Origin of the sequence: Nitratidesulfovibrio sp. SRB-5 (genome assembly GCF_019931275.1) — a bacterium.
In the GTDB taxonomy this organism is placed as follows: Bacteria; Desulfobacterota; Desulfovibrionia; order Desulfovibrionales; family Desulfovibrionaceae; genus Cupidesulfovibrio.
The window spans coordinates 43,566-69,114 of record NZ_JAIOTY010000002.1 but is presented as its reverse complement, the minus strand read 5'-3'; the positions used below and the strand labels follow the sequence as shown (position 1 = coordinate 69,114).

Below are 25,549 nucleotides of genomic sequence, written 5' to 3'. Positions count from 1 at the left end.
GGCGCTACTGCCCGGCGGTTTCGCGCTCCCACGCGGCCATGCATTCGGCCAGCCGGGCAAACCCTTCGCCCCCGGCGGGACGGCGGCGCACGTCCAGCACGTCGTGCAGCTTGCGCACCTGGCGCACCATCTGTTCCAGCCGCTCGTCCTCGGCCACCAGCAGCCAGATGCGGCTCACCTCGCCCCCGTTCACCGGGGTACACAGGATGGCCTCCACGTTGAAGGCCCGCCGGGCGAACAGCCCGCACACGTGCGACATAACGCCGGGGTGGTTGTTCACGGTCAGGCGCAGGGCCACCAGTGGCCGTGCATCCGGTGTCAGCGCGGTGGGGCTGGCGGAGTCGGCCTGCGCGCCGATGGCATCGGGCACGGAGCTTCCGGCAGATCGGGAGGCATGGGAAGAGCGTGCGGTATCAGGCGTGGACATGGCGGCCTCCGGTGGCATCGGCATGGGTGTCGCAATCATCGTCATCGTCCGACAGGGCAGGCATGGCGTCGCCCGGTTCCGGCTCGCCACCGATCATTTGCAGGTTGTCCGCGCCGGGGGGCACCATGGGGTACACGTTGGCCCCGGCGGGCACGGTGACCCGGATCAGGCACGGTCCGGGCGCGCGCAGGGCGTCGGCTAGGTCGCGCAGGGGGTGTTCGCTGGCGTCCAGGTCCACGGCGGGCACACCGAACCCTTCGGCAATGCGCGCAAAGTCCACCTTGCGCCGGTACGTGCACGCCACCAGCCGCCCTTCGTAAAACAGTTCCTGCTGCTGGCGCACCAGGCCCAGGGCGTTGTTGTCGGCCAGCAGTATCTTGACGTTCACCCCTTCCTCGGCAGCGGTGGCAAGTTCCTGAATGTTCATTTGCAGGCTGCCGTCGCCGGTGAAGCACAGCACCGTGGCCTCGGGCCGGGCCAGCGCCGCGCCGATGGCGGCGGGCAGGCCGAACCCCATGGTGCCGAGGCCGCCGGAGGTCAGCCACCGGCGCGGGCCGCGCAGTGGGTAGGCCTGGGCGGTGCGCATCTGGTGCTGGCCCACGTCGGTGGCCACGATGGCGTCGTGGTCCACGGCGTCGGCGGCGCAGCGGATCAGCCCGTACGGCGTGCGCGGGTCTTCCGCGCCGGGCATGACGAAGGGATGGCGGCGGCGGCATTCCTCCACCCGGGTCAGCCACGCCTCGCGCCCGGCTTCGGCGCGGGTGCGCAGCAGGGGCAGCAGTTCGGCCAGGGCCAGGCCCACGTCGCCGGTGATGCCGCAGTGCACCGGCAAGATCTTGTCCAGTTCGCTCTCGTCGATGTCGATGTGGATGATGGTGGCGCCGGGACAGAAGCGCTCGGCCTTGCCCACGGCCCGGTCGTCGAAGCGGGCCCCGGCCACCAGCAGCACGTCGCATTCGGCCAGCAGCAGGTTGGTGTGCCGCGCCGCGTGCATGCCCAGCATGCCCAGCGACAGGGGGTGCCCCGCGGGCATGGCGCCGAGGGCCATCAGGGTCATCACCGTGGGCAGCCCGGCCCGCTCGGCCAGCTGCACGGCCATGTCCGACGCGCCCGAGGCCACCACCCCGCCGCCCAGATACAGCATGGGGCGCTGGGCCGCGTTGAGCAGCGCGGCGGCACGCGAGATGCCCGCCGGGTCGGGTGCGGGGGGCGCGGCAGGCTGGCCCGGCTGCGGCGGGTTGTCGAACACGGCCTGGTCCACCTCGGCCATCTGCACGTTCTTGGGAATGTCCACCAGCACCGGGCCGGGGCGCCCGGACGCGGCGATGCGGAAGGCGGCGGGGATCACCTCGGCCAGTTCCTCCACCGAGCGCACCAGAAAGTTGTGCTTGGTCACGGGAATGGACATGCCGTAGATGTCCACCTCCTGAAAGGCGTCCGAACCGACCAGTCCCAGCGGCACCTGCCCGGTGATGCACACCACGGGCACGGAATCGAGCTTGGCGTCGGCGATGGCCGTCAGGGTGTTGGTGGCGCCGGGGCCGGAGGTGGCGAAGAACACGGCGGGCCGCCCGGTGACGCGGGCCATGCCCTGGGCCATGAAGCCCGCGCCCTGCTCGTGCCGGGCCAGCACGTGGCGGATGGAACCGGCACGGCCAAGGGCGTCGTACAGGGGCAGGTTGGCCCCGCCGGGAATGCCCGCGATGACGTCGATGCCCTGCCGCTCCAGCAGGCGGATGACCAGGTCCGCGCCGTTGGGCTGGCGCTTTCGGGGGGTGGGCGCGGCGCCGGATGCGGTGCCGGGTGCGGTACGGGACGGGGTGTGGGCTGGCATGTGCGCTCCTTCTGGTATCCGGGCGGAGCCGGGAGAGGGTGCGCCTTTTCCGTCGCGTCGCGGAAAAACGACAACCCCCGCCGGCTCGCGCCGACGGGGGTTGGACTGTTCTCTGCTGCTGAGACCTGCCCCGGCTACGGCGCGACGCGACGTACTACGCGTACGACGACCGCTACGAATACCGGGGCCTGTAGGCCGGTGGCGTTCGGAAGAGCGGTGGCTGCGGTGCGGCGCATGGGGCTATCGTCCTTGCGTTGGAGATGCGAAGAAAACCTAGAAGACCATGGGTACCGAACTGTATGCCGCAGTCGGCGCAGCAGGTCAAGCAGGCATACATAGATTGGCTGCACGATCAATACATCGCGCCATCTGCTTCCGTACACGCGCATGGCGATGCCGGTGCACGGCAACAACGCCCCCCCAGCCCGTTCCGGGCCCACCCATTGCCGAAGCGCCGTGTTCCCGCCGCCCGCACGGCTTGACGGCGTTGGCGAAACAGGCTAGTCAACCGTCCGCCGCACGCGATGGGCCTTTCGTGCCCGCGCGGTCTGCGGCACCAGCCACGCAAGATCCGCCCTTGTAGCTCAGTCGGTAGAGTGCGTCCTTGGTAAGGACGAGGTCAGCAGTTCAATCCTGCTCAAGGGCTCCATTTCGGGCCGTCGGGAAACCGGCGGCCCGGCTTCGTTTCCGCTCCCGTCTTCCCTCATCTTCCGCCGTCTTTCCCCGTCTTCCCGCACCTGGGCCGTTCGTGTCCCTCTGCGCCCTTCCGCGCCTGCCCGCCCCCTGCACGCGCCATCAAGTGCCGCGTACCTTTAGCTTTCAGGCATGATAAACTGTGCCCGCCACGCCTTCCGCAGGGGCCACACCATTGCCCGCGCGGGCGACACGTCATATCATGTGGCTATACAGTGGCTCACGCGCGTCCCCATTCTCTCCGCATCTCCCGGCCCGCTTTCGCATTCGGGCCGCAACGCCTGCCGACCCGCGCCTTCTCCCTCCTCCACGATCCGTCTCCGCCACGGCATTCGCGCCGCGACACGGACAAGGTCGGCACGCCGCCACGCGCGCAGGAACGCCGCATTTCGCGGCACCGGGCCCCAGCACGGAGGGAGACGTCATGAAAGATCCCATCGATGACCGCAGGGAACATTTCCGCATCAATCTGGCGGCCGAGGAATACGACTACCCGTGCCGCATCCGCTACGGCGAACACGAGTACAGGGCGCGACTGCTGGACGTGAGCACCGGGGGCGCGCGCCTGCTGGTGTATGGCGGCGGCGCGGACCTGGGCGGCGCGGGCAGGGGCATGTACCTGCACGCCACCATGAACGAACCGGGACACCTGCAAAACATCCCCTACCACACCCGCTGGTACCGGGGGAACGAAATGGGCGTGGAGTTCGAACCGCCCCTGAACGCCGACCGCGAGGAACTTCGCCGCTCCATGGTCAACTGCCGCTGAGGGCGAGCCGCATCGCCGCATCGTCACCCCGGCGGGCACGCGGCAAACGCGTACGGGCTACAGCCCGCCAAAAGCGGCGCACCCGCCCGACACGAAACCTGCGACGGCACCTGCAACGCGCGACGGCCCTGCCGCTCCCCAAGGGAACGGCAGGGCCGTAAATCGTTGGCATATGCCCGGGGCCCGATCTGCGCAGCCCCTTCCGCAGACGGGCCGCCGCGCTCGGGACCGGGCCGGGGCACTGTCCGGTGACGGACGCGGCCCGACGACGCCAGACCGCCGGGGCTACAGCCCCCACTTCTCCACGGTTACCGGGGTATAGGCGCGCATGGCGGACACCAGCCGGGCCGGGTCCGCGTGGGCCATGACCATGGCCTTGTGCCCTTCCGGCAGAAAGCGTTCCTCGATCATGTGGTCGATCATGCCGAAGAACGGCCCGTAGAAACCGCCCACGTCCAGCAGGCCGATGGGCCGCGCGGGCGGATAGAGCTGCCCTTCCACCCATATCTCGAACAGTTCCTCCAGCGTGCCGATGCCGCCGGGCATGGCCACGAAGCCTTCGGCCAGCTGGGCCATGCGGGCCTTGCGGCTGCGCATGTCGGGCACCACGTCGTGGCTGGTCAGCCCGTTGTGCAGTTGCCCACGCTCCACCAGCTTTTCCGTGATCACGCCGTGCACCTCGCCCCCGGCGCGCAGGGTCGCGTCGGCCACTACGCCCATGAGGCCCTTGGTGGTGCCCCCGTAAACCAGGCGGATGGACTGTGCCGCCAGAGTCTGCCCAAGGGCCACGGCGGCCTTCAGATACCCGTCGCCCCTTCCGAAATTGGAGCCGCAATACACGGCGATGCTGCGCATGGCGAATGCCCTCGTTTGTGGCGTTGTCGCGGCGATGCCGTGATGGTCCGATGCAGTGACGTTGCTGCCGGGCGGCGCACCCGCGCCCGCCCACAAGGGCGGTTACCTACTCCCCTGCGCCGCCGGGTGCAAGGGCAGAGCGGACGGTTCTCCCCACAGCAGCAAAGTCGAGCCCGCCTGTACACTTGGCGGGCCTGCACCTTTCGCTACCCCGAAAAAAACAACACGGGACCGGATGTCATATCCGGCCCCGCGCATGTTCTTCATGCCAAGGCAGAAACAAACGTGCCCCGTGCGCTGGCGCGACGGGATTTTCGTTCTCCGGCAAGGAGGAGACGGCTGTCACGAAGGGAGCGTGCGGCAGCCGTTGTGCGAGTGTGCGAGCACTACGGATGGCGACCGCAACGCGCCCAAACGTACGTGACCGGAGGGACAGGCGGGCTCCGACGCCGCCGGAGGACGAAAAGACGGAGCGCCAAGGGCTGCTCCCAAATTAGGATTTTCGTCCGTTGGCAAGGAAAACAAGCCTGCCATGAGGGCGTGCGGCAGCCGTTATGCGAGTCTTCGAGCATTACGGATGGCGACCGCAGCGCGCTTATCGTATTCGACCGAGCCTTAGCCGTTAGGTGAGCGAAGCAAACCTTACGGATAAGGACAGCAGAGCCATGGCAGGCGAAGTTAGACGAAGCCAACGGGCGAAAGGACAATTTGGGTGCTGCCCTTAGCCGCAGCAGCTGCTGGAGCTCCCGCACCCGCTGCAACCCCCGCCGCCGCCGCCAAGCTGCACTTCGGAAGTCACGGCAAAGCCCATGGAGCCAAGGTCGATGTTGATGGCGCCGGACTGCTCCAGCAGCGCGCCGTTGACGCAGAAGGTGTAGCCGCCGGGCTCGAACACCTTGTCTTCCTCGCCGGGCTCGTCCAGGGCCAGGGCCAGACGCGGGCCGCTGCAACCGCCGGGGGCCAGGTAGACGCGAATGGGGCTGCGCTCCTTGTCGGAGAAATAGGCATCAAGTTCCGTGCGGGCACGGTCGGTAAGCGTAATCATGAATTCCACTAGCTCCTTGCTGTTGCGATAGATAAAAACGATACTAGTAATTATATGCATCAATTTTCACACTGGCAAGACACGCCCCCCCGCCCGGGGCGGTGCGGGGGCGATCCGGACGCGCAAGAACCGGCAAATACGAGTAATGCTATTGCCTGCCCAGCCGCGCTGCGCTAGGAATCCGGAAAATGTACCCTGTCCCGGCCCCGCTCGTCGCGTTGGCCGGGCATCCGGGCCAACGGCATCGCGGGCGCCTGCCCCACGGAGCAGCGATGGATTCCCCCGTCGTCAACGTCACCATCCCCACGTTCAATCGCCTGGAATTGACGAAGCGCTGCATCTTTTCCCTGAAGCGGCATGTGCACGTCCCGTCGAAGCTCACGGTGGTGGACAACTGCTCCACGGACGGCACGCGCGAATTCCTGGTGAAGCTGCACGAACACGGCGTCATCGACCACCTGTACCTGCTGCGCAAGAACATGGGGGTATCCTGCGCGTCCAACTTCGGGTTCGACGTATGCCCGACGCCGCTGTACATGAAGCTGGACAACGACATCGAGGTGACCGGCCCGCGGTGGATCATGGACATCCTCGACCTGTGGTCGGCCAACCCGGAGGTGGCCTTTCTGGGGCCACGGCTGGGCACGCCGCAGGCGGCACTGTACGAGGTCACGCTGCGCAGCGGGCAGACGGTCACCGCCACCCGGCGCAGCCTGACCGGTTCGGCCACGGCCATCTCGCGCGACGTGTTCAACGTGCTTGGCTACTGGAACGAGGATTACGGACTGTACGGCGAGGAAGACGCCGACTACTCGCACCGGGCCAAGTTGGCCCGGTACCTGCTCATCTGCTACCCATCGGAGGGCCGGATACTGGATCTCGGCACGCCCCCCAGCACCCGGGCCGATTACAACAGCTACAAGCGCGCCCAACGCCGCAAGAACCTTGTGCCGCGCACGGGCATCAACAGGTTCGCGCTGTACTGTTACCTGTACGAGCACGGCATTCTGGAACTGTACTGCCCCCGCAGGTACCTGCCCGCCATCCACGGCCATGACGTGGACTTTTCCATCAATCCCGACTTCATGCTGCGCAAAAAGGTGGTCACCGCCTGTGCCCGCGCCATCGGCGCCCTGCCCGTCGCCATGTTCGCCAGCGCCATGGGCAGCGACGACTTCGTGGCCGAGTTGGCGGCCACGGCGGCGGCAGTGCGCCAACGCCACCAGCCGCAGCCCACAGGCCAGGCCTAGACTCCGCCACAGGCCAGACCGTGCCCCGGCAGCAGGCACTCGGCCATCACGGACGCGGAGCCTGCCCTGCCCCCGCCTTTTCCGTCTATTCCATCTGCCCCCGGCGCTCCGCCGCCACCTCGGCATGGCGAAAGCAGCTGGTCAGGTGATCGTTGACCAGTCCCGTGGCCTGCAAGTGGGCGTAGATGACCGTGGACCCCACGAACTTGAAGCCCAGCCGCTTCAGCTCCTTCGACACCGTGTCCGACAACGGCGTGGTGGCGGGCACCTGTGACAGTTCGCGCCACTGGTTGCACACCGGGCGGCCATCCACGAAGTTCCAGATGAACGCATCGAAGCTGCCGTGGCGGGCCTGCACGTCCAGAAACAGCCGGGCGTTGTGCACGGCGGCCTCCACCTTCAGGCGGTTGCGCACGATGGCCGCATCGCCCAGCAGCCGCTCCACGTCGGCCTGGGTGTACCGGGCCACCACGGCGGGGTCGAAATCGGCGAACAGGCGGCGGTAGCCTTCGCGCTTGCGCAGGATGGTCAGCCACGAAAGCCCGGCCTGCGCCGCTTCCAGCACCAGGAATTCGAAGTGGATGCGGTCGTCGCGCACGGGCACGCCCCACTCGGTGTCGTGGTAGGCGATTTCCTCCGGCGCGCGCGCCCACGGGCAGCGGGTGCCCCCTGCTTGTGCTTCCGGCATGCCCCCGCTCACCGGACCATCTCCAGCATCAGTTCCAGATAGACCGGGTTGCCGTGGGTCAGCACGTACTGTGGCGTCGGGGTGCGGAACCACACCCGGCCCGGCCCGCCGCCCGTGCCCGGCTCGAACAGGGTGGCCTCGACCACGTAGTTGCGGCGCTGGTCGATGCGCGCGGCGTCGAAGTCGATGCGGTACGGCGCGGGCACCCGCACCGGCGCGGGCAGTTCCACGCGGGCCAGTTCCACCCCTTCACCGCCATCGGTCACGTCCAGCAGGCGCACCTCGCCCTGCACCGAAAGCGGCAGCAGAATGCGCTGGCGAAAGCTTACCGTGCCCGTCACCATGGCCAGCGCGCCGGGCCGGTACAGTTGCAGCTTTTCGCTGCACCCGGCCAGCAGCGCCGCCAGCACCAGCAGCGCAACCAGCGCCGAAAGCCCGCGCGCGGCGGACCGATTGCGCCGGGTCATGGTCTTGCAGTCGTCGTTCATGCATCCTCCCCGATGGCTGTTGAATGTTCCATTGCACCACTCCCCTGCCATACCCGCGCTGCCAAGGCCAGCATTGTGCGTTGCACCGGCCCCTTTCCCATTGACTTTGGCACGCCGAATCCTTACTGCTGCATCCGTCGCGAGTCCTATCCATTCCGTTCCGCCGGGCACCCCCGGCGGCAGCACGCGGCCACACCCCGCCCGGCATCGCCGGTCCCCCCCCATGCATACCCCCGCACCGTCCTGCCTTCTCCGCGTCCCCGGCCCGCCGGGCCGATCCCTTACGCATGTCGCGCCGCCGGGACATTTCCCCGGTTAAACGCCTGCTCCGCATATTTCCGGACATCTTGCCCGCCCCCGCGAATACGCCTAGAATGCGTGACGCGGCGCACTTTCCGCACAACCCCCAGGAGACCACCATGTACCGCAATACCAAGAACGTTCCCTTCTACATCCTCGGCAAGGGTTCCTTCGCCCAGCTGGGCGACCTTGTGGACGCGCGCCGCGCCGCCGTGGCCGGTCCCGCCGTGTTCTTCGTGGACCACTTCTTCCGGGGGCGCGAGCTGGAAGGCCGACTGCCCAAGAAGGACGGCGACCTCGTGCTGTTCGTGGACACCACCAGCGAACCCACCACCGAGCAGATCGACGACTTTGCCGCCGCCACGCGCGCCCATGACAACCGCCTGCCCTGCACCGTCGTGGCCATTGGCGGCGGCGCCACCCTGGACGTGGGCAAGGCCGTGGCCAACATGCTCACCAACCCCGGCCAGGCCGCGGACTACCAGGGCTGGGATCTCGTCAAGAACCCCGCCCCGCACAAGATTGGCGTGCCCACCCTGTCCGGCACCGGCGCCGAATGCTCGCGCACCTGCGTGCTGCTGAACGCCAAGCGCGGCATCAAGCTGGGCATGAACAGCGACATCACCATGTACGACCAGCTGCTGCTGGACCCGGAACTGACCCGCACCGTGCCGCGCGACCAGTACTTCTACACCGGCATGGACACCTACATGCACTGCATCGAATCGCTGCGGGGCAGCTACCGCAACGTCATCGTCGATGCCCTGGCCCAGAAGGCCGTGGACATGTGCGAGGAAATCTTTCTCTCCGACGACATGATGGCCGAGGAAAACCTGGAAAAGATGATGATCGCCTCGTACCTCGGCGGCATGAGCGCCGGTAACGTGGGCGTCATCCACCCCATCTCCGCCGGCCTCTCCGTGGTGCTGCACACCCACCACGGCATCGCCAACTGCTACGCCCTCAGCGTGCTGGGCGAATTCTACCCCGAAGACTACCCCAAGTACGCCCGGATGATCGAACGCCAGGGCGTCAACCTGCCCAAGGGCCTGTGCGCCAACCTTTCCGCTGACCAGCTCAAGGCCCTGGTGGCCTCGTCCGTGGTGCACGAAAAGCCGCTCACCAACGCCCTCGGCCCCGACTTCCGCAAGATCCTCACCGACGAGAAGGTCATCTCGCTGTTCAAGGCCATGTAAGGCCGGGAAGGATTTCTACCGGGGAGGGGACCTTTTGACGCGTTGCGGTCCTCATCCGTAAGGTTCGCGCCCTGCGCTCACCTAACGGCTGAGGCAAAAGGGTCTCCCTCCCCGGACCCCTCCCCCCAAAACTTTTCTCATGGGCAACCATGCTGGCGGTACTGGGAAAACAACCACCGCACAGTTGGCCCCCTCACCTTGCCCGTATCCTGTCCGTATCGCACGCAGTGCGGTACGGACAGGCATAAGGGGTCAAGGGACGGTAGCCGTTATGTGAGCGCGTAGCGCGAACATTACGGATAGCGGTCGCAAAGCGTCACGGCCCCCTTGCGGGGTGCGGGGCAGAGCCCCGCATGCAAATCCAGTTCACGTTGCAGGAGCATGGACAGATGGATATCAAGGTGAATTTCAGCGGCCGCGCCCTCTACTACACGGAGGACGAGATTGCCGTGGTGGCCGAGGCCATGCGCACGGCCGAGACCCTGACCCAGGGCCGGTACATGCAGGAATTCCAGCGCAAGTTCGCGGAGTACCTGGGCGTTGCGCACTGCTTTGCGGTGATGAACGGGGTGTCGGCGCTGGAGCTGTCGGCGCAGCTGTGCCGGTTCAAGCCGGGCGACGAGGTGGTCATTCCCTCGCACACGTTCACGGCGTCGGCGTACCCGTTCCTGAAAAAGGGCGCGAAGCCGGTGTGGGCGGACATCGACCTGAAGACCCGCGTGGTGACGGCGGAAAGCATCGAAAAGGTACTCACCCCGCGCACCAGGGCCATCGTGGTGGTGCATTTGTACGGATATGTTGCGGACATGCCCGCCATCATGGAGCTGGCGCGTTCGCGCGGCATCCTGGTGGTGGAAGACACGGCCCAGTCCATCGGGGCGGACGTGGACGGCAAGATGTCCGGCAGCTTCGGCGACTTCGCCATCTATTCCTTCCACTCGCACAAGAACCTGACCACCCTGGGCGAAGGCGGCATGCTGGTGGTGCAGGACCCGGAACTGGCCAGGCTGGTGCCCGGGCTGCGCCACAACGGGCACTGCGGCTTCGACTTCGAGCGGCCCGACTACTGGGTGCCCGCCATGGGCAACGTGGACATGCCCATGATCGACGGCGAGATGCTGTGGCCCAACAACTACTGCATCGGCGAAATCGAGTGCGCGCTGGGCATCAAGCAGCTGGAACGCATCGACCGCATCAATGCGGAAAAGCGCGAACGCGCCGTGCGCTTCATCGACGCGCTGGCCGACTATCCGGAGCTGGAGTTCCATCGGGTGGACACCACCCGGCACAACTACCACCTGCTGGCCGCGCGCATGACCAACGGCAACCGCGACGCGTTCATCCGCACCATGTTCAACGACAAGGGCGTGAAGTGCGTGGTGCAGTACTACCCGCTGAACCGCTATCCGTTCTACCAGCGCCTGGGCTACGGCGCGGCGGACTGCCCCAACGCCGACGCGTTCTTCGACAACATGATCTCCTTCCCGTTCCAGCACTGGCTGACCGAGGCGGAATTCGACTACATGCTCGCCGCCACCAAAGACGTGCTCGACGGGCTGCGCAGGGGTTAGCGGCACCATGACCGCCCCCCGGCGCTGCATCGTCATACCCGCCATCAAGAAGAATGCGGTCATCCCCGACCAGCTGGTAAAACGGCTGGCCGGGGTGACCCTGATCCAGCGCGCCATCGACACGGCCCGGTCCGTGGCCGAGGCGGCGGACATCGTGGTGGTCACCGACAGCCAGGAAATCGCCCTGGTCTGCGAACGCAACGGCGTGCGCCACCACTACAACGCCAGCCTGCGCTTCACCTCGCTGGACATCGTGCGCGAACTGCGCGGCGTGCTGGAAGAACTGGCCGCCACCTACCCGTACCTGGTCATCTACCGGGCCAGTTGCCCGCTGCTGACCGGCCACGACATCGACGACGCCTTCGACCGCTTCCGGAGCGAGGGCGCGGACGTGCTGGTGACGGTGAAGAGCATCCGCCAGCGGGTGTGGGAAAAGCGCGACGGCAGCCTGGACGCCATCCTTGCGGATGACGGGGTGGACGAGGGGCCGCAAGACGGGGCGGATGACAACCCCGGCGAAGGGCCGCAAGACGGGCAGGAAGGCGGCGCAGGCGCGGGCAACACGCCTGGCGGATCTGGCGTGTCTGGCGGGTCTGGCGGCCACGCGTCACCCAGCCGCGAAGTCTACGTGGAAAGCAAGGCGCTGGTCATGCTGCGCGCATCCGCCCTGGCCCCCGGCGCCACCCCGCGCGTGATGCCCTATTTCCTCAACGACCGGGCCATCGAAATCAACAGCTACCAGGACTGGTGGCTGTGCGAAAAACTGCTGGAGCGGCGGCACATCGTGTTCGTGGTGGCGGGCTACCCGGCCATCGGCATGGGGCACGTGTTCCGCGCCCTGATGCTGGCCCACGAGATTTCCGACCACAAGATCACCTTCCTGTGCACCCGCGACAGCGAGCTTGCGGTGAAGAACATCGCCGCCCGCGACTACCGCACCTACATCCAGCAGACGGACGATCTTGCCTCCGGGCTTGCACCCGGGCTTGCACCCGGGCTTGCACATGACGTGCTGCGCCTTGCGCCGGACCTGGTGGTCAACGACATCCTGGACACCGACGCGGAGTACATGCTGCGCCTGAAGGCCGCCGGGGTGCGCACCGTGAACTTCGAGGACGAAGGCCCCGGAGCGGCCCACGCCGACCTTGTGGTCAACGCCCTGTACGAGGAAAAGCACGAAGACCCGCGCCTGCTCTACGGCCACCGCTACTTCTGCCTGCGCGACGAATTCATCGCCGGCGAACGCAACGAATTCCGCCCGCAGCCGAAGCGGGTGCTGGTGACCTTCGGCGGCACCGACCATTCCGACTTCACCCGCCGCACCCTGGACTGCATCGAGCCGCTGTGCCGCGAGCGGGGCATCGCCATCAGCATCGTGGCCGGGCCGGGCTACGCCCACCGCGAGGCCATGCAGGCGCACGTGGATGCCCTGGGCTCGCCGCTGGTCGAATTCACCCACGCCACCAACGTCATGTCGCGCAAGATGGAAGGAGCGGACATCGCCATCTGTTCCGCCGGGCGCACCGTGTACGAACTGGCGCACATGCGCGTGCCCGCCATCGTCATGGCCCATCACGAACGCGAGGCGCGGCACACCTTTGCCCGTGCCCGCAACGGCTTCGCCTACCTCGGCGTGATGCACCCCTTCCGCGAAGGGGCGCTGCGCCGGGCCTTCACGCGCATGCTGGACGAAGGCTTTCGCCGCACCCTGCACCAGCGCATGCAACGGCTGGACTTCACCCGCAACAAGGCCGGGGTGGTAGCGCGCATCGGCGCGCTGCTGGCCCCCGCGCAGGGCGGCGCCGCGCCGCGCAGGCCGTCGTACATCGACGAGTTGCCCTTCGGCCCGGACTTCGACCTGCGCAGCGCGCTCATCGAACAATCCCCCAGCGTGGAAGGGTCGGCCACCGCCAACGGGGCCGCCTCCGACGCCCCCGTTTCTCCCGTTTCCACGGGCACCCCGCTTTCGGGTGCGCTCGTGGCTCCGGAAATGCCGCGCGGCCCGCACGGAGACACCGCATGAGAACCGTTGCCCTCATCCAGGCCCGCCTGGGTTCCACCCGCCTGCCCTGCAAGACCATGCTCTCGCTGCACGGCCTGCCCGTCATCGACTGGGTGGTGCGCCGCACCCGCAAGGCGCGGCTCATCGACGAGGTGGTCGTGGCCACCTCTGACCGGCCCGAAAACGACGTGCTGGAATATCACCTCTCGCGACAGGGCGTGGCCGTGTTCCGCGGGCCGGAGGACGACGTGCTGGAACGCTTCCGCCTGGCCGGTGCCGCCCACGGCGCGGAGCAGGTGGTGCGCATCTGCGCCGACAACCCGCTGATCTGGGGTCCGGCCATCGATGACCTGATCCGCTTCTGGCGCGACGAAAACGCCGCCGGTGCCTGCGACTACGCGTACAACCACATTCCGCGCAACAACAGCTATCCCGACGGCCTGGGCGCGGAAACCCTGTCCTACGCGCTGCTGGCCGACATAGCGGCCAAGGCCACCCTGCCCGCCCACCGCGAGCACTGCCTGTCGTACATCTGGGACAACCCCGGCCTGTACCGCATCCGCACCTTTGATCCGGCCAACCCCGTCCTGCGCCGCCCCGACCTGAAGCTGGACATGGATACCCCCGAAGATTACCGCGCCCTCGCCCTGCTGGACATCCACCCGGACATCACCCCCGAGGAGATCGTGGCCCTTTTTCCGCCCAAGGGGTAATGAGGGGCAGGCGGGAAGACGTTACGCGGGGGAGGGAGGAAGCCCCTTTTGCAAAAGGGGCTTCCTCCCTCCCCCGCACCCCCTCCCTCCTTCCCCAAAAACTTTCTTTTGGCCCGTTGCAACTGAGTCGTGGAAACCCGCCCGGGTAATCCAAACCGCAACACAACTTTCCCCGGCCCACCCCCTTTGAAAAGTTTGGGGGGATAGGGGGCCGGGGGAAGGCGACCCTTGCCTTAGCCGTTATGCGAGTCTTCGAGCATTACGGATGAGGACCGCAGAGCGCCAAAGGGTCCCTTCCCCCGAAAAATCAATCATTCGACCACACCACAAGGAGCACGACCATGCGCCTGACCGAAATATTCAGCAGCAAGCCTGCCTGCGCGCGCAGCGCGGGCATCCAGCGTCCGTACATCATTGCCGAGGCGGGCGTGAACCACGAGGGCAGCATGGACATTGCCCGGCGTCTGGTGGACGAAGCCTGCGCGGGCGGCGCGCACGCCATCAAGTTCCAGACGTACAAGGCGGCCACGCTGGCGTCCAAGGATTCCCCGGCCTACTGGGACACCACCAAGGAACCGACCAGCAGCCAGTACGAACTGTTCACCCGGCACGACAAGTTCTGGAAGGGCGAGTTCGAGGCGCTGAAGAAGCACTGCGACAGCGCGGGCATCGAATTCATGTCCACCCCGTTCGACGTGGAATCGGCAAGGTTCCTGAACGACATGATGGACGTCTACAAGATCTCGTCGTCGGACATCACCAACAAGCCGTTCATCGAGTTCATGTGCGGGTTCGGCAAGCCCATCATCCTGTCCACGGGCGCGGCGCACCTGCACGAAATCGCCGAGGCGGTGGAGTGGATCGAGGCCAAGGGCAACCCGCTGGCCCTGCTGCACTGCGTGCTGAACTACCCCACCGACGACGTGAACGCCGCGCTGGGCATGATTCCGGCGCTGCGCCAGCACTTTCCGCAGCACGTCATCGGCTACTCGGACCACACCCTGCCCCGCGACATGAAGGTGCTGGAAGTGGCCACCCTGCTGGGCGCGCGCATCCTTGAAAAGCACTTCACCCACGACAAGACCCTGCCCGGCAACGACCACTACCACGCCATGGACAAGGACGATCTGGCGCACTTCAACGCCTCGCTCGACCGCATCCTGCCCATGGTGGGGCCGTTCACCATTTCCGCGCTGGAGTCAGAGGCCCCGGCCCGGCGCAACGCCCGGCGCAGCCTGGTGGCGGCGCGGCCCATTGCGGCAGGCGCCGTGATCACCCGCGACGACCTGACCTGGAAGCGCCCGGCCCACGGCGTGAGCCCGCGCGAAATCGACGCGGTGCTCGGCAAGCGCGCCCGCGCCGACATCGCGGAAGACACCGTGCTCCAGTGGAGCCATCTGGAATAACCGGCTGGCGAAGCATCCGCTGACGAACCGTACGCGCCGGACACAACCGGCGCGTCACGGGCGCGTCACGGGCGCGTCACGGGCGCGCACCCGATGCCCAACCGGACCCGTTCCGATCACTGACCAAACGTCTTCCGCATACCGCATAACGCACTGACCGCCCGGCGGGCCATCATCCGGCCCACTCGCCGCCCCGCCGGGCCTTCACGAAACACCGCGCCCCGCGCGCAGCCGCACATGACCCAACGCCGTACCCTCGTCCTTGCCGTCGCCCCCGACGATGCCGCCCCCGACACCCATCTGATGGCCGGACCGTGGTGTTTTCACGGACGCGAGGACGCCTTTCCCGACTGGGACACCCGCTTCACCTTCGGCCCCGACCCGTACGCCAGCGGCGACGAGGTGGCCGCCGCCATCGACGAGGCCAACAGCTACGCCATTTCGCGCATCCCGGACCTTGCCCTGCGCCTTGGCGCGCACCACGGGGCCGACCTGCCGCGCGACTTCTGGGACCTGACCCTGTACCCGTGGCTGACCCTGTGCTGCCAGATGCTGCACGAGCGCCAGCGCCGCGTGCAGGACATGATCCGCCTGTGGGGCACGGAAGAGCTGGACGTCCCCCTGCTGCCGGGCGACTGCGCCTTTTCCTTCGAGGACAGCCACCAGTTCATCCTTGCGGGCGCGCAGGACCAGTTGTTCAACTGGTGGGTGTTCTCGCGCATCCTCGAACCGCAGTTGCCCGCCGCCTGGCGGGCCGTGCATGCCGAGCCGGTCACCCGCCATTCCGGGGCCCCCGCCGAAGGCGGCCTGCGCAGCCTTGCGCGGCGGCTGCTGTACGCGCTGCCGTTTCCGCGCATCAAGGGCTTTTCCACCCTGCAATCGCTGGTGTTTTCCATGGCGTTGCTCGGGCCGCGCACCTGCGAGGACCGCACCATTCCCCTGGCCCAGCTCAAGGGCCGCATGCCGGTGTGGCGCTTCGAACCGGACGACATCATCCTGCCGTCCATCCCCCGCGCCCTGTGCCAGCAGCGTCTGCCCCGCACCGTGCGGCAGCGCCGCCCGCGCACCCGCGTGGTCAACGTGGCCTCGTACCACGACGACGCCTACCGCATGCGCGTGGCCCTGGACCGCGCCGCCGGGACGCGGCTGGTGTTCATCCAGCACGGCGGCAACTACGGCCACATCCGCGAATCCGCCGTGGTGCCCTTCTACGAATACCGCCAGCACGCCTTCGTCACCTGGGGCTGGACCAGCCACGCGCCGTTCCGGGGCAATTACGTGCCCCTGCCGCACGCCCAACTGGACCGCATCAAGGACAGCCACGCCGACCGCACCGGCGCGCTGGTGCTTGTGGGCGCGGAAATGAGCCTGCTCTCCTACCGGCTGGATTCACGCCCGCAGCCGCTGCAATGGCTGGACTACCGCCGCGACAAGGCGCGCTTTCTCGCCGCCCTGCCCGACCACGTGCGCGCATCCGCCCTGTACCGCCCCTATTTCCAGACCATGAGCGGCCTGGACGACGGCCCGTGGGTGCTGCGCCGCTTTGCCGACGTGCGCCGCTGCGAAGGGAGCCTGGACGAGCACATGCTGGGCTGCCGCCTGCTGGTGCTGGACCATCACGGCACCACCCTGGAACTGGCCATGGCCGCCAACACCCCCACCGTGCTGTACTGGAACCCCGAACACTGGCGCGTGGGACGCGAAACCGCCGCCGCCCTGGCCGAACTGGCCGCCGTGGGCATCCACCACGCCACGCCAGACGCCGCTGCCGCGCACATCTGCCGCATCTGGCCCGACGTGCACGGCTGGTGGCAGAGCGAGCCCGTGCAGCAGGCCCGCCGCAACTGGTGCGCCCAGTACGCCATGACCACCCCCGGCAGCATCAACGGTATCTGGCTGGACGCGCTGCGCGGGTTGTAAGAAAAGAAAACAAACCGGGAAATTTGCGGGGGAAGGGACCCTTTAAAAAGGGTCTCCTTCCCCCGGACCCCCATCCCCCCAAATTTTTCAAAAAGGGGTATGGGAACCGGGCGCGGGTTGCCGCGCAAAGGTCGGGGACATGGGCGGATTCATCACCAGGGCGCTGCGCAAGGTGCGCGAAGAGGGGCTGACCCCGCGCGACATCGTGTCCTATGGTTGCATGGCCCTGCACCGCACCGCATCCTGCCTGTGGGGCACGGTGCGCATGCGGCTGAAGGCCGCGCTGTTCGGCGTGCGGCTGGGCGGCGGGTGCGAGTGCTGCGGCGCCATCATCCTGCAACGCTGGCCGGGCAGCCGCATCGAACTGGGGCGTGGGGTGGGCATCATTTCCTCGTCCCGGCGGTGCACCTCGGCCACCATCCACGCCCCCACCCGGCTGCGCACCTTTGCGGGCAGCGCCGCCATCCTGGTCGGCGACGGCGTGACCATGAACGGCACGGCCATCACCGCCCGCTCGCGCACCATCCGCATCGGCAAGGGGACCATGATCGGCCCCAACTGCGTGATCACCGATTCCGACTTCCACGCGCCGTGGCCACCGGAAACGCGCCTGACCACCCCGGCCTTCGAGCGTGACCGCGACGTGACCATCGGCGACAACGTCTGGCTGGGCATGCGCTGCATCGTCCTGAAGGGCGTGACCATCGGCGACGGAGCCATCGTTGCCGCAGGCAGCGTGGTCACCCGCGACGTGCCCCCCGCCACCCTCGTGGCAGGCACGCCCGCCCGCATGGTGCGGCAGTTGCCGTAGCCCCCGCGTCGCCCTCGTTCCCTTTTTCCCCGATGCGGTGTATGCGCTCGCGCATCATACGCATGACATATTTCCCGCTCCCATCATCCCATTTGAAAAATTTGGGAGGATGGGGGTCCGGGGGAAGGAGACCCTTTTTAAAGGGTCCCTTCCCCCGGTAACTCTTCCCCAACCAGCCCACCCCATGACCCAACAAACCCTTGCCAAGCGATACGCGTTCAAGCTGCTGGCGAACGTGGCGTCCATCCCGGTGTACCTGACCATGGAGGCGGTGTTGCCGCGCGCCCTGGGCCCCACGGGGTACGGCAACTACAGCTTTGCCACGAACATGTTCCAGCAGTTCGCGGGGTTCCTGGACATGGGCACCTCCACCTGCTTCTACAACGCGTTGTCGCGGCGGCAGCAGGAATTCGGGCTGGTGTCGTTCTACGTGCGGGTGGCGGCGCTGGTGCTGGCCATCACCATGCTGTTCTCGCTGTCGGCGTACGTGCCGGGGCTGGGGCAGTGGCTGCTGCCGGACGTACCCGCGTGGATCGTGCCGCTGGCGGCCCTGTGGGCGTTTCTGTCGTGGTGGGGCCGGGTACTGCGCTCCATGAACGACGCGCTGGGGGTGACGGTATCCAGCGAAATTTCGCGCACGGTGCTGAACCTGGCCAGCGTGGGGGCGCTGCTGGCGCTGTTCCTGCTGGGCTGGCTGAACATGGGCACCCTGTTCGCGCACCAGTACGCAACGCTGATCGCGCTGGCGGTGGGCTATGCGTTGGTGCTGCGGGGGTGCTGGCCCACGGTGACCTTCCGCATGCCCAAGGACGAACGGCGGGCCTACACGCGGGAATTCGCGGACTACAGCACGCCGCTGTTCGTGCAGGCGCTGGCGTCCACCGTGTTCCTGGTGGCGGAACGCTGGCTGCTACAAACCTTCAACGGCAGCGCGCAGCAGGGGTTCTTTGCCCTGTCGCAGAAGGTGGGCATGGCCTGCTTCCTGTTCGTTTCGGCCATGACGCCGCTGGTCATGCGCGAACTGTCCATTGCCTGGGGCAAGGGCGACCGGACGGAAATGGGCAGGCTGATGGACCGCTTTGCGCCGCTGCTGTTCACGGTGGCGGGCTATTTTTCGTGCTTCACGGCCATGGAGGCCCCGGCGGTGGTGCGCATCTTCGGCGGGGCGGACTACGCGGCGGCCATCCTGCCGGTGCAGATCATGGCCCTGTACCCGGTGCACCAGGCCTACGGGCAGCTTGCCGGGTCGGTGTTCTACGCCACGGGCCGCACCCGCACCATGCGCAACATGGCGGTGACGGAATACATACTGGGCTTCGGCCTGTCGTGGCTGCTGCTGGCCCCGGCGGACAAGTTCGGCTTCGGCCTAGGGGCCATGGGCCTTGCGGTAAAGACGGTGCTGGTCCAGTTCCTGTCGGTCAATTTCATGCTGTGGATGAGCTCGCGGATCATCCCGCTGAACTACCTGCGCAACGTGGCGCATCAGGCACTGTGCCTGGCCTTTCTGGGCGGCGCGGCGTGGGCCTGCCGCAGCCTGACCATTGCCACGGGGCTGGGGGACGCGCAGGACATCGTGCGCTTCTTCGTTTCCGGCGTGATCTATTCCGCACTGGTGGGCGGGGCGGTGCTGGCCGTGCCGCAACTGGTGGGCCTTACCCGGCAGGACCTGCGCGGGCTGGCCAAGCGGGCGCTGGGACGGTTCCGCAAGTCCGGGGCGTAACCGCGCGGGGCGTCCTGCCGAAAAATCGGGCCGGGGTGCCGCATTCACACAGTATCGGCACCCCTTTCTTGCCCACTACCGGCATATTGCACCCCGCATCGTGCACGGCTATACTGCCACGGCCTGAAAAGCCCCCCTGCCAGGCCGCGCGGTGCGGCCCACACACGGGGGCCACGGGACAACGGGCCACGGGGCGCGCATCGGCAGCAACAGCATGGCCGTGACGCTACCTTGCGCAACCGGACGCAACCCTACGCAACGGGACGCGACCCTATGCGACCTTGCGCAGCCCGGCCCGCGCGGTTTTCACATCCTTGACGGACGCCACCGCGCCCGCCCCACACCATCCGGCGGCATTGCCGCCGCACCGCACGCGAACGCAACCACCATGATCACCGCACGCGACATTCGGGAAAAGATGCGCCGAGGCGAAGCCACCATCGGCACCTGGATGCAGATTCCTTCCACCGACGTGGCCGAAATCCTTGGCCGGTCCGGCTACGACTGGGTGGCCGTGGACCTGGAACACGCCGCCTTCACCCGCAGCCAGCTGCCCGACGCCTTCCGCGCCATCGAGCTTGGCGGGGCCGCGCCCTTTGCCCGCGTGGCCGAAGCCACCCTGACCGACATCAAGGCATCGCTGGATTCCGGCGCGCGGGGCCTTATCTTTCCCATGATCGAAACCCGCGAACAGCTGGACGCCGCCATCGGCTGGGCGCTGTACCCCCGCACCGACGGCCCTTCCGGCGTGCGCGGCGTGGGCTACTGCCGGGCCAACCTGTTCGGCCGCGAGTTCACGCCCTACGTGAACGAAACCGCCCGCGACACCCTGTTCGTGGCGCAGATCGAGCACATCCGCGCGGTGGACAACCTGGACGCCATCCTGTCCCACCCGCGCCTTGATGCCATCATGGTGGGGCCGTACGACCTTTCCGGCTCCATGGGGCTGACCGCGCAGTTCGACCACCCGGACTTTCTCGCCGCGCTGGACCGCATCGCCGCCGCCGCGCGCGCCCACGACGTGCCCATGGGCCTGCACATCGTGCAGCCCGACACGGCGGACCTTGCGCGCCGCATCGGCGAAGGCTACCGGTTCATCGCGTGGTGCATCGATGCGGTGTTTCTGTACCGCAACTGCGCGTGCCCCAAGGCCTAGCACCCTCGACGCGCCACACCAGCAACCGAATCCATACGGCCCGCACCGCGCCCTGATGCGCAGCGGACCACCCCGCCCACGGGCGGCATGGGGCACAGCCCCGAAGGGATGCAGCACAATGAAGATCACCTTTTTCGGCGGGGCCGGGTTCCTCGGCTCCCACGTCTGCGACAAGCTTTCCGACGCCGGGCACGAGGTCACCATCGTGGACCTGCGCCCCTCGCCCTACCTGCGCAGCGACCAGCGCATGGTGGTCGGCAACATCCTTGACGAGGCCGCCGTGGACGCCGCCATCGCCGGGGCCGACGCCGTGTTCAACTTCGCGGGCATCGCCGACATCGGCGAAGCCAACCGCAAGCCCGTGGATACCGCGCGCATCAACGTGTTGGGCAACGTCATCCTGCTGGAAGCCTGCCGCAAGGCCAAGGTTTCACGCTACGTGTTCGCCAGTTCGCTGTACGTGTACGGCAAATCCGGCGGGTTCTACCGGTGCAGCAAGCAGGCCTGCGAACTGTACATCGAAAACTACCAGGCCATGCACGGGCTGGACTACACCATCCTGCGCTACGGCTCGCTGTACGGCCCCCGCGCCGACCGCCGCAACGCCATCAACCGCTTCGTGGCGGAAGCGCTGGAAACCGGGGGCATCACCTACTACGGCAGCCCCACTGCCCTGCGCGAATACATCCACGTGGAAGACGCCGCCCTGTGCACCGTGGAAGTGCTGAAGCCCGAGTACGCCAACGAGAACATCGTGCTCACCGGCAACCAGCCCATGCGCGTGGGCGACCTGTTCAAGATGATCGGCGAAATGCTGGGCAAGGAACTGAACGTCGCCTACCAGCACGACCCCAACAGCGGCCACTACCAGGTCACGCCCTATGCCTTCATGCCCAAGGTGGGCAAGAAACTGGTGCCCAACCTGACTACCGACCTCGGCCAGGGCGTGCTGCGCGTGATGGAAGAAGTGCACCGCGAACTGCACCCCGACATGCACAACGTGGGCGGCTACCTGCTGCCCCGCGAGGAGTAGGGCGCAGGCCGCTGCCCCCCGAACGCGAGGATTCCGCCTTTCTCCAGTGCCTTTCTTCCTTATACCCCGCAGCGGTCTACCGCTGCGGGAGGCTGGTGCGGGGATGATGCAAGGAATTACGAGTTTCGTCGCCGGGCAAGGCGGATTGGCATTTTTGAGCGGAGCATACTCCTGTATGTGAGCATCAAAAATGCCAAGCCAACGCCACCCGGCGGCGAAAGACGGATTCCGCCCGCAGCATGCCCGCGCTGACCTGAGCGCCACCACCGCACAACAACCAAGGCATCCCCCTGCCTTTTCTCCCCACACCCGACATTTCCCGGCGCACCGCGCCGCCAAAGGAGCAGCCATGAACATCGTCGCCATCATCCCCGCCCGCATGGGCTCCAGCCGCTTTCCGGGCAAGCCCATGGCCGACATCCACGGCGTGCCCATGGTGGGCCACGTCACCTTCCGCACGGCCATGAGCCCCACCCTGACCGCCACCTACGTGGCCACCTGCGACCAGGAAATCCAGGACTACGCCGAAAGCGCGGGCCTGAAGGCCGTCATGACCGGCGACCACCACGTGCGCTGCACCACCCGAACCGCCGAAGCCCTGCTGAAGATCGAAGCCGCCACCGGCAAGCGCGTGGACATCGTGGTCATGGTGCAGGGCGACGAACCCATGGTCACCCCCGACATGATCGACGCCGCCATCGCCCCCATGCTGGCCGACCCCGCCATCAACGTCACCAACCTGATGGCCCGCATGGAAACCGTGGAAGAATTCGAAGACCCCAACGAGGTCAAGGTGGTGGTGGACCTGAACTCCGACGCCCTGTACTTCTCGCGCGAGGCGGTGCCCTCTCGCAAGAAGGGCGTCACCGACGTGCCCATGCAGAAGCAGGTGTGCATCATCCCCTTCCGCCGCGACTACCTGCTGAAGTTCAACGACATGCAGGAAACCCCGCTGGAAATCATCGAGTCGGTGGACATGATGCGCATCCTCGAACACGGCGAAAAGGTCCGCATGGTGCCCACCGACAAGCGCACCCTCAGCGTGGACACCCCCGAAGACCTCGCCCGCGTGGTGGACATGATGGCCGAGGACACCCTGCGCCTCGTCTACACGAAGTAACGGAGCCGACATGCCCACGCCGCACATGCCGCACATGCCGCGCATGCCCGACATGTCGCGCCTTGCCGCCATTGCCGAGGAACTCTGGCTTTCGCTGTTCGCGTGGATTCCCACCGTCATCGGCGTGGGCGCGCGCCTTGTGACGTGGCAACCGCTGTTCTGCCACTGCGGCCGGGTACGCTTCGGCCAGTCGGTGACGGTGCAGGGCTGCCGCAACATCGCGCTGGCCGACGGCGTGCGCATCGGCAAGGGCTGCCACCTGTACGCCCGCACCGGCGCGCTGGAGATGGGCGAAAACGCAGCCCTCAACGTCAACGTGGTGGTGGACGCCGACGGCGGCCACATCCGCATGGGCGCCCACGTGACGGTGGGCCCCGGCACGGTCATCCGCGCGGCCAACCACAACTTCGACCGCACCGACGTGCCCATCATGTTCCAGGGGCACGAGTACGGCGAGGTGACCATAGAGGACGACGTGTGGATCGCGGCCAACTGCACCATCACCCCCGGCGTGCACATCGGGCGCGGGGCGGTGGTGGGGGCCGGGGCCGTGGTTACCAAAGACGTGGAGCCGTACACCGTGGTGGGCGGCGTGCCCGCGAAACCGCTGCGCAAGCGCGGCGTGCACGAGCGGGCGGCCACGCCTCCGGAAGCCTAGCCGGTAGCGCGAAGCGTCAAGCGAACACGCACAACAACAGGCGAACACGCGCAACAACAGGCGGGCGACCGGGCAGCCCCACGCCGCCCCGCAGATCAGAATGACAACGACACGCGCCACATACCGCGCCACATGCCGAGGGGCCACGCCCCCGGCAAAGGATAACGAATCATGAAGGTAGCCATCACCACCTCTTCGTTCGCCAAGTTCAGCGACGAACCGCTGCGCCTCCTGCGCGAGGCGGGCCTGGAGTACGTGCTCAACCCCACGGGCCGCGCCATCACCGAAGACGAGGCCATCGAACTGTTGCAGGGCTGCATCGGCGTGGCCGCAGGCACCGAGCCGCTGACCCGCCGGGTGATGCAGGCCCTGCCGGAACTGAAGGTCATCTCGCGCTGCGGCACCGGCATGGACAGCGTGGACCGCGCCGCCGCCGCCGAACTGGGCATTGCCGTGCGCAACACGCCCGACGCGCCCACCCTAGCCGTGGCCGAATTGACCCTGGGCTACGCGCTGGACCTGATGCGCCTTGTCAGCCGCATGGACCGCGAACTGCGCGCGGGCACGTGGAAGAAGCGCATGGGCAACCTGCTGGCGGGCAAGAAGGTGGGCCTGATCGGCTTTGGCCGCATTGGCCGCGCCACGGGCAAGCTGTTCGAGGCCTTCGGCTGCGAGGTGGCCTTTGCCGACCCGTTCGCCGAAAGCGACACCAACGCCAGGATGGAAGTGGACGCCCTGCTGGCCTGGGCGGACATCGTCTCGCTGCACTGCTCGAAGCCGGAAGGCGGCGGGTACATCCTGGACGAACGCCGCCTTGGCCTGATGCGCCCCGGCACGTGGGTGATCAACGCCGCGCGCGGCGGGCTCATCGACGAAGCCGCCCTGCACGCGCTGCTGGCCTCCGGACATCTGGCCGGGGCCGCGCTGGACGTGTTCGCCAAGGAACCCTACGAAGGCCCCCTGCGCGAGCTGCCCAACGTCATCCTGACCCCGCACGTGGGCTCGTACGCCGTGGAAGCCCGCGTGAAGATGGAAACCGACACCATCCGCAACCTGCTGGACGCGCTGCCCCGCTAGACAGGGAGCATCGGCGGGAAGCGTCGGCGAAAGTCATCGGCTGCCGACGATCCCCCCCGACGACCAGCTACGCGCCCTATCCCGTTCCGGTGGTCCGCCCCGTCCCCAGTGCGTGGACGGGGCGGCCATCACCAAGGAGTACCATGCCCCTTTCCTGCATCGTCTTCGACTGCGACGGCGTCATCCTGGAAAGCGTGAACGTGAAGACCGAAGCCTTCGCCCGCGTGGCCGAACCCTTCGGCGCGGACGCACGCGACCGCCTGGTGGCCTACCACATGGAACACGGCGGCGTGAGCCGCTACAAGAAGTTCGAGTGGCTGTTCACCGAAGTGCTGGGCCGCGAAATCACATCCGACGAAATGGACGAACTGGGCCGCAGGTACGCGGACTACGCCTTCGAGGGGGTGCTGAACGCCCCCATGGTGCCCGGCGCGCACGACGTGATAACCGCGTGGCATGGCCGCGTGCCCATGTACGTGTGCTCCGGCGCCCCGCACGAGGAACTGGTGCACATCCTGACCGAGCGCGGGCTGGCCAGATACTTCGAGGCCATCTACGGTTCGCCGCCCGGCAAGACCGACGTGCTGCGCCGCGCCGTGGAAAAGGCCGCCGTGCCCCCGGCGGAAGTGGTGATGATCGGCGACGCCAAGACCGACATGACCGCCGCCGAGGCCGTGGGCACCCTGTTCTATGGCCGGGGCGAGGCCTTTGCCGCCACTCCGCACCCGTGGGGGCATGACCTGACGGGACTTAATGCGTGGCTGGAAGGCCTCTGCAAAAGCTAGAACAACCACTCCATCTCGCCGGGGAGTCGCAC

General features: G+C 67.3%; 22 protein-coding genes and 1 tRNA gene. 17 read left to right on the top strand and 6 right to left on the bottom strand.

Annotated features, from left to right (window positions below; translation table 11 throughout):
* Nucleotides 1-4: 4 nt before the first annotated feature.
* Together ilvN and ilvB are read right to left on the bottom strand one after the other, a co-directional pair.
* On the bottom strand, nt 5-370 hold the full coding sequence (gene ilvN, locus K6142_RS07850; RefSeq protein WP_411722702.1) for an acetolactate synthase small subunit: 366 nt from the start codon (nt 368-370) through the stop codon (nt 5-7).
* A 43-nt stretch (nt 371-413) separates the two neighbouring features.
* Nucleotides 414-2,261, bottom strand: a complete 1,848-nt coding sequence (gene ilvB, locus K6142_RS07845) for an acetolactate synthase large subunit (protein ID WP_190243499.1) — start codon at nt 2,259-2,261, stop codon at nt 414-416.
* A 573-nt stretch (nt 2,262-2,834) separates the two neighbouring features.
* On the opposite strand from ilvB, the gene K6142_RS07840 reads away from it, so the two are divergent.
* Both K6142_RS07840 and K6142_RS07835 read left to right on the top strand, forming a co-directional pair.
* Nucleotides 2,835-2,910: transfer RNA gene (locus K6142_RS07840), tRNA-Thr, on the top strand.
* A gap of 468 nt (nt 2,911-3,378) precedes the next feature.
* Nucleotides 3,379-3,723 (top strand): PilZ domain-containing protein, encoded by a 345-nt coding sequence (locus K6142_RS07835; RefSeq protein ID WP_190243500.1) that lies wholly within the window; start codon nt 3,379-3,381, stop codon nt 3,721-3,723.
* Nucleotides 3,724-4,008: 285 nt separating this feature from the next.
* On the opposite strand, the gene K6142_RS07830 is transcribed toward K6142_RS07835, so the two are convergent.
* Nucleotides 4,009-4,578, bottom strand: a complete 570-nt coding sequence (locus tag K6142_RS07830; RefSeq protein ID WP_190243501.1) for a TIGR00730 family Rossman fold protein — start codon at nt 4,576-4,578, stop codon at nt 4,009-4,011.
* A gap of 721 nt (nt 4,579-5,299) precedes the next feature.
* Entirely contained in the window at nt 5,300-5,623 is a 324-nt protein-coding gene (locus K6142_RS07825) for an IscA/HesB family protein (protein ID WP_012613004.1), read from the bottom strand.
* A gap of 272 nt (nt 5,624-5,895) precedes the next feature.
* Between K6142_RS07825 and K6142_RS07820 the strand changes: the two genes are divergently transcribed.
* A complete protein-coding gene (locus K6142_RS07820) occupies nt 5,896-6,873 on the top strand; it encodes a glycosyltransferase (protein WP_223290200.1) in 978 nt (325 codons plus the stop codon).
* A gap of 85 nt (nt 6,874-6,958) precedes the next feature.
* Here K6142_RS07820 and K6142_RS07815 read toward each other — a convergent pair whose 3' ends face one another.
* Both K6142_RS07815 and K6142_RS07810 read right to left on the bottom strand, forming a co-directional pair.
* Nucleotides 6,959-7,561 (bottom strand): DNA-3-methyladenine glycosylase I, encoded by a 603-nt coding sequence (locus tag K6142_RS07815; protein ID WP_190243503.1) that lies wholly within the window; start codon nt 7,559-7,561, stop codon nt 6,959-6,961.
* Between the two features lie 8 nt (nt 7,562-7,569).
* Nucleotides 7,570-8,049: a YbaY family lipoprotein gene (locus K6142_RS07810; protein WP_190243504.1), complete on the bottom strand. Its 480-nt coding sequence runs from the start codon at nt 8,047-8,049 to the stop codon at nt 7,570-7,572.
* A gap of 419 nt (nt 8,050-8,468) precedes the next feature.
* On the opposite strand from K6142_RS07810, the gene K6142_RS07805 reads away from it, so the two are divergent.
* From K6142_RS07805 to K6142_RS07740, 14 genes are all read left to right on the top strand, one after another.
* Entirely contained in the window at nt 8,469-9,545 is a 1,077-nt protein-coding gene (locus K6142_RS07805) for an iron-containing alcohol dehydrogenase family protein (protein WP_190243505.1), read from the top strand.
* Between the two features lie 389 nt (nt 9,546-9,934).
* On the top strand, nt 9,935-11,116 hold the full coding sequence (locus K6142_RS07800; protein WP_190243533.1) for a DegT/DnrJ/EryC1/StrS family aminotransferase: 1,182 nt from the start codon (nt 9,935-9,937) through the stop codon (nt 11,114-11,116).
* Between the two features lie 7 nt (nt 11,117-11,123).
* Nucleotides 11,124-13,139, top strand: coding sequence for a cytidylyltransferase domain-containing protein (locus K6142_RS07795; protein WP_190243506.1), 2,016 nt, complete (start codon nt 11,124-11,126; stop codon nt 13,137-13,139).
* Entirely contained in the window at nt 13,136-13,831 is a 696-nt protein-coding gene (locus tag K6142_RS07790) for a cytidylyltransferase domain-containing protein (protein ID WP_190243507.1), read from the top strand. The genes K6142_RS07795 and K6142_RS07790 overlap by 4 nt, the downstream gene beginning before the upstream one ends.
* A gap of 341 nt (nt 13,832-14,172) precedes the next feature.
* Nucleotides 14,173-15,237: an N-acetylneuraminate synthase family protein gene (locus K6142_RS07785; protein ID WP_190243508.1), complete on the top strand. Its 1,065-nt coding sequence runs from the start codon at nt 14,173-14,175 to the stop codon at nt 15,235-15,237.
* A gap of 237 nt (nt 15,238-15,474) precedes the next feature.
* Complete coding sequence (locus K6142_RS07780; RefSeq protein ID WP_190243509.1) at nt 15,475-17,157, top strand: LIC12162 family transferase; 1,683 nt, start codon at nt 15,475-15,477, stop codon at nt 17,155-17,157.
* A 139-nt stretch (nt 17,158-17,296) separates the two neighbouring features.
* A complete protein-coding gene (locus tag K6142_RS07775; protein WP_190243510.1) occupies nt 17,297-17,968 on the top strand; it encodes an acyltransferase in 672 nt (223 codons plus the stop codon).
* Between the two features lie 184 nt (nt 17,969-18,152).
* The gene (locus tag K6142_RS07770) at nt 18,153-19,688 is read left to right on the top strand and encodes a lipopolysaccharide biosynthesis protein (protein WP_190243511.1); all 1,536 of its coding nucleotides are present in this window, start codon (nt 18,153-18,155) and stop codon (nt 19,686-19,688) included.
* Between the two features lie 388 nt (nt 19,689-20,076).
* On the top strand, nt 20,077-20,844 hold the full coding sequence (locus tag K6142_RS07765) for an HpcH/HpaI aldolase family protein (RefSeq protein ID WP_190243512.1): 768 nt from the start codon (nt 20,077-20,079) through the stop codon (nt 20,842-20,844).
* Nucleotides 20,845-20,962: 118 nt separating this feature from the next.
* Nucleotides 20,963-21,877 carry an NAD-dependent epimerase/dehydratase family protein gene (locus tag K6142_RS07760; protein WP_190243513.1) on the top strand — a complete coding sequence of 305 codons (915 nt, stop codon included), beginning with the start codon at nt 20,963-20,965 and terminating at the stop codon, nt 21,875-21,877.
* 349 nt (nt 21,878-22,226) lie between these two features.
* Nucleotides 22,227-22,997: a 3-deoxy-manno-octulosonate cytidylyltransferase gene (gene kdsB, locus K6142_RS07755; protein ID WP_190243514.1), complete on the top strand. Its 771-nt coding sequence runs from the start codon at nt 22,227-22,229 to the stop codon at nt 22,995-22,997.
* Between the two features lie 10 nt (nt 22,998-23,007).
* Nucleotides 23,008-23,655: an acyltransferase gene (locus tag K6142_RS07750; RefSeq protein ID WP_190243515.1), complete on the top strand. Its 648-nt coding sequence runs from the start codon at nt 23,008-23,010 to the stop codon at nt 23,653-23,655.
* 171 nt (nt 23,656-23,826) lie between these two features.
* Nucleotides 23,827-24,732 carry a phosphoglycerate dehydrogenase gene (locus tag K6142_RS07745; RefSeq protein ID WP_190243516.1) on the top strand — a complete coding sequence of 302 codons (906 nt, stop codon included), beginning with the start codon at nt 23,827-23,829 and terminating at the stop codon, nt 24,730-24,732.
* 143 nt (nt 24,733-24,875) lie between these two features.
* Nucleotides 24,876-25,517, top strand: coding sequence for an HAD family hydrolase (locus K6142_RS07740; RefSeq protein ID WP_190243517.1), 642 nt, complete (start codon nt 24,876-24,878; stop codon nt 25,515-25,517).
* Nucleotides 25,518-25,549 lie beyond the last annotated feature (32 nt).

Excerpts from the sequence above, each read along its gene's own strand:
- ilvB (WP_190243499.1), bottom strand. The coding sequence starts at position 2,261 with ATGCCAGCCCACACCCCGTCCCGTACCGCACCCGGCACCGCATCCGGC.
- K6142_RS07835 (WP_190243500.1), top strand. The coding sequence starts at position 3,379 with ATGAAAGATCCCATCGATGACCGCAGGGAACATTTCCGCATCAATCTG.
- K6142_RS07830 (WP_190243501.1), bottom strand. The coding sequence starts at position 4,578 with ATGCGCAGCATCGCCGTGTATTGCGGCTCCAATTTCGGAAGGGGCGAC.
- K6142_RS07825 (WP_012613004.1), bottom strand. The coding sequence starts at position 5,623 with ATGATTACGCTTACCGACCGTGCCCGCACGGAACTTGATGCCTATTTC.
- K6142_RS07820 (WP_223290200.1), top strand. The coding sequence starts at position 5,896 with ATGGATTCCCCCGTCGTCAACGTCACCATCCCCACGTTCAATCGCCTG.
- K6142_RS07815 (WP_190243503.1), bottom strand. The coding sequence starts at position 7,561 with ATGCCGGAAGCACAAGCAGGGGGCACCCGCTGCCCGTGGGCGCGCGCG.
- K6142_RS07810 (WP_190243504.1), bottom strand. The coding sequence starts at position 8,049 with ATGAACGACGACTGCAAGACCATGACCCGGCGCAATCGGTCCGCCGCG.
- K6142_RS07805 (WP_190243505.1), top strand. The coding sequence starts at position 8,469 with ATGTACCGCAATACCAAGAACGTTCCCTTCTACATCCTCGGCAAGGGT.
- K6142_RS07800 (WP_190243533.1), top strand. The coding sequence starts at position 9,935 with ATGGATATCAAGGTGAATTTCAGCGGCCGCGCCCTCTACTACACGGAG.
- K6142_RS07795 (WP_190243506.1), top strand. The coding sequence starts at position 11,124 with ATGACCGCCCCCCGGCGCTGCATCGTCATACCCGCCATCAAGAAGAAT.
- K6142_RS07790 (WP_190243507.1), top strand. The coding sequence starts at position 13,136 with ATGAGAACCGTTGCCCTCATCCAGGCCCGCCTGGGTTCCACCCGCCTG.
- K6142_RS07785 (WP_190243508.1), top strand. The coding sequence starts at position 14,173 with ATGCGCCTGACCGAAATATTCAGCAGCAAGCCTGCCTGCGCGCGCAGC.
- K6142_RS07780 (WP_190243509.1), top strand. The coding sequence starts at position 15,475 with ATGACCCAACGCCGTACCCTCGTCCTTGCCGTCGCCCCCGACGATGCC.
- K6142_RS07775 (WP_190243510.1), top strand. The coding sequence starts at position 17,297 with ATGGGCGGATTCATCACCAGGGCGCTGCGCAAGGTGCGCGAAGAGGGG.
- K6142_RS07770 (WP_190243511.1), top strand. The coding sequence starts at position 18,153 with ATGACCCAACAAACCCTTGCCAAGCGATACGCGTTCAAGCTGCTGGCG.
- K6142_RS07765 (WP_190243512.1), top strand. The coding sequence starts at position 20,077 with ATGATCACCGCACGCGACATTCGGGAAAAGATGCGCCGAGGCGAAGCC.
- K6142_RS07760 (WP_190243513.1), top strand. The coding sequence starts at position 20,963 with ATGAAGATCACCTTTTTCGGCGGGGCCGGGTTCCTCGGCTCCCACGTC.
- kdsB (WP_190243514.1), top strand. The coding sequence starts at position 22,227 with ATGAACATCGTCGCCATCATCCCCGCCCGCATGGGCTCCAGCCGCTTT.
- K6142_RS07750 (WP_190243515.1), top strand. The coding sequence starts at position 23,008 with ATGCCCACGCCGCACATGCCGCACATGCCGCGCATGCCCGACATGTCG.
- K6142_RS07745 (WP_190243516.1), top strand. The coding sequence starts at position 23,827 with ATGAAGGTAGCCATCACCACCTCTTCGTTCGCCAAGTTCAGCGACGAA.
- K6142_RS07740 (WP_190243517.1), top strand. The coding sequence starts at position 24,876 with ATGCCCCTTTCCTGCATCGTCTTCGACTGCGACGGCGTCATCCTGGAA.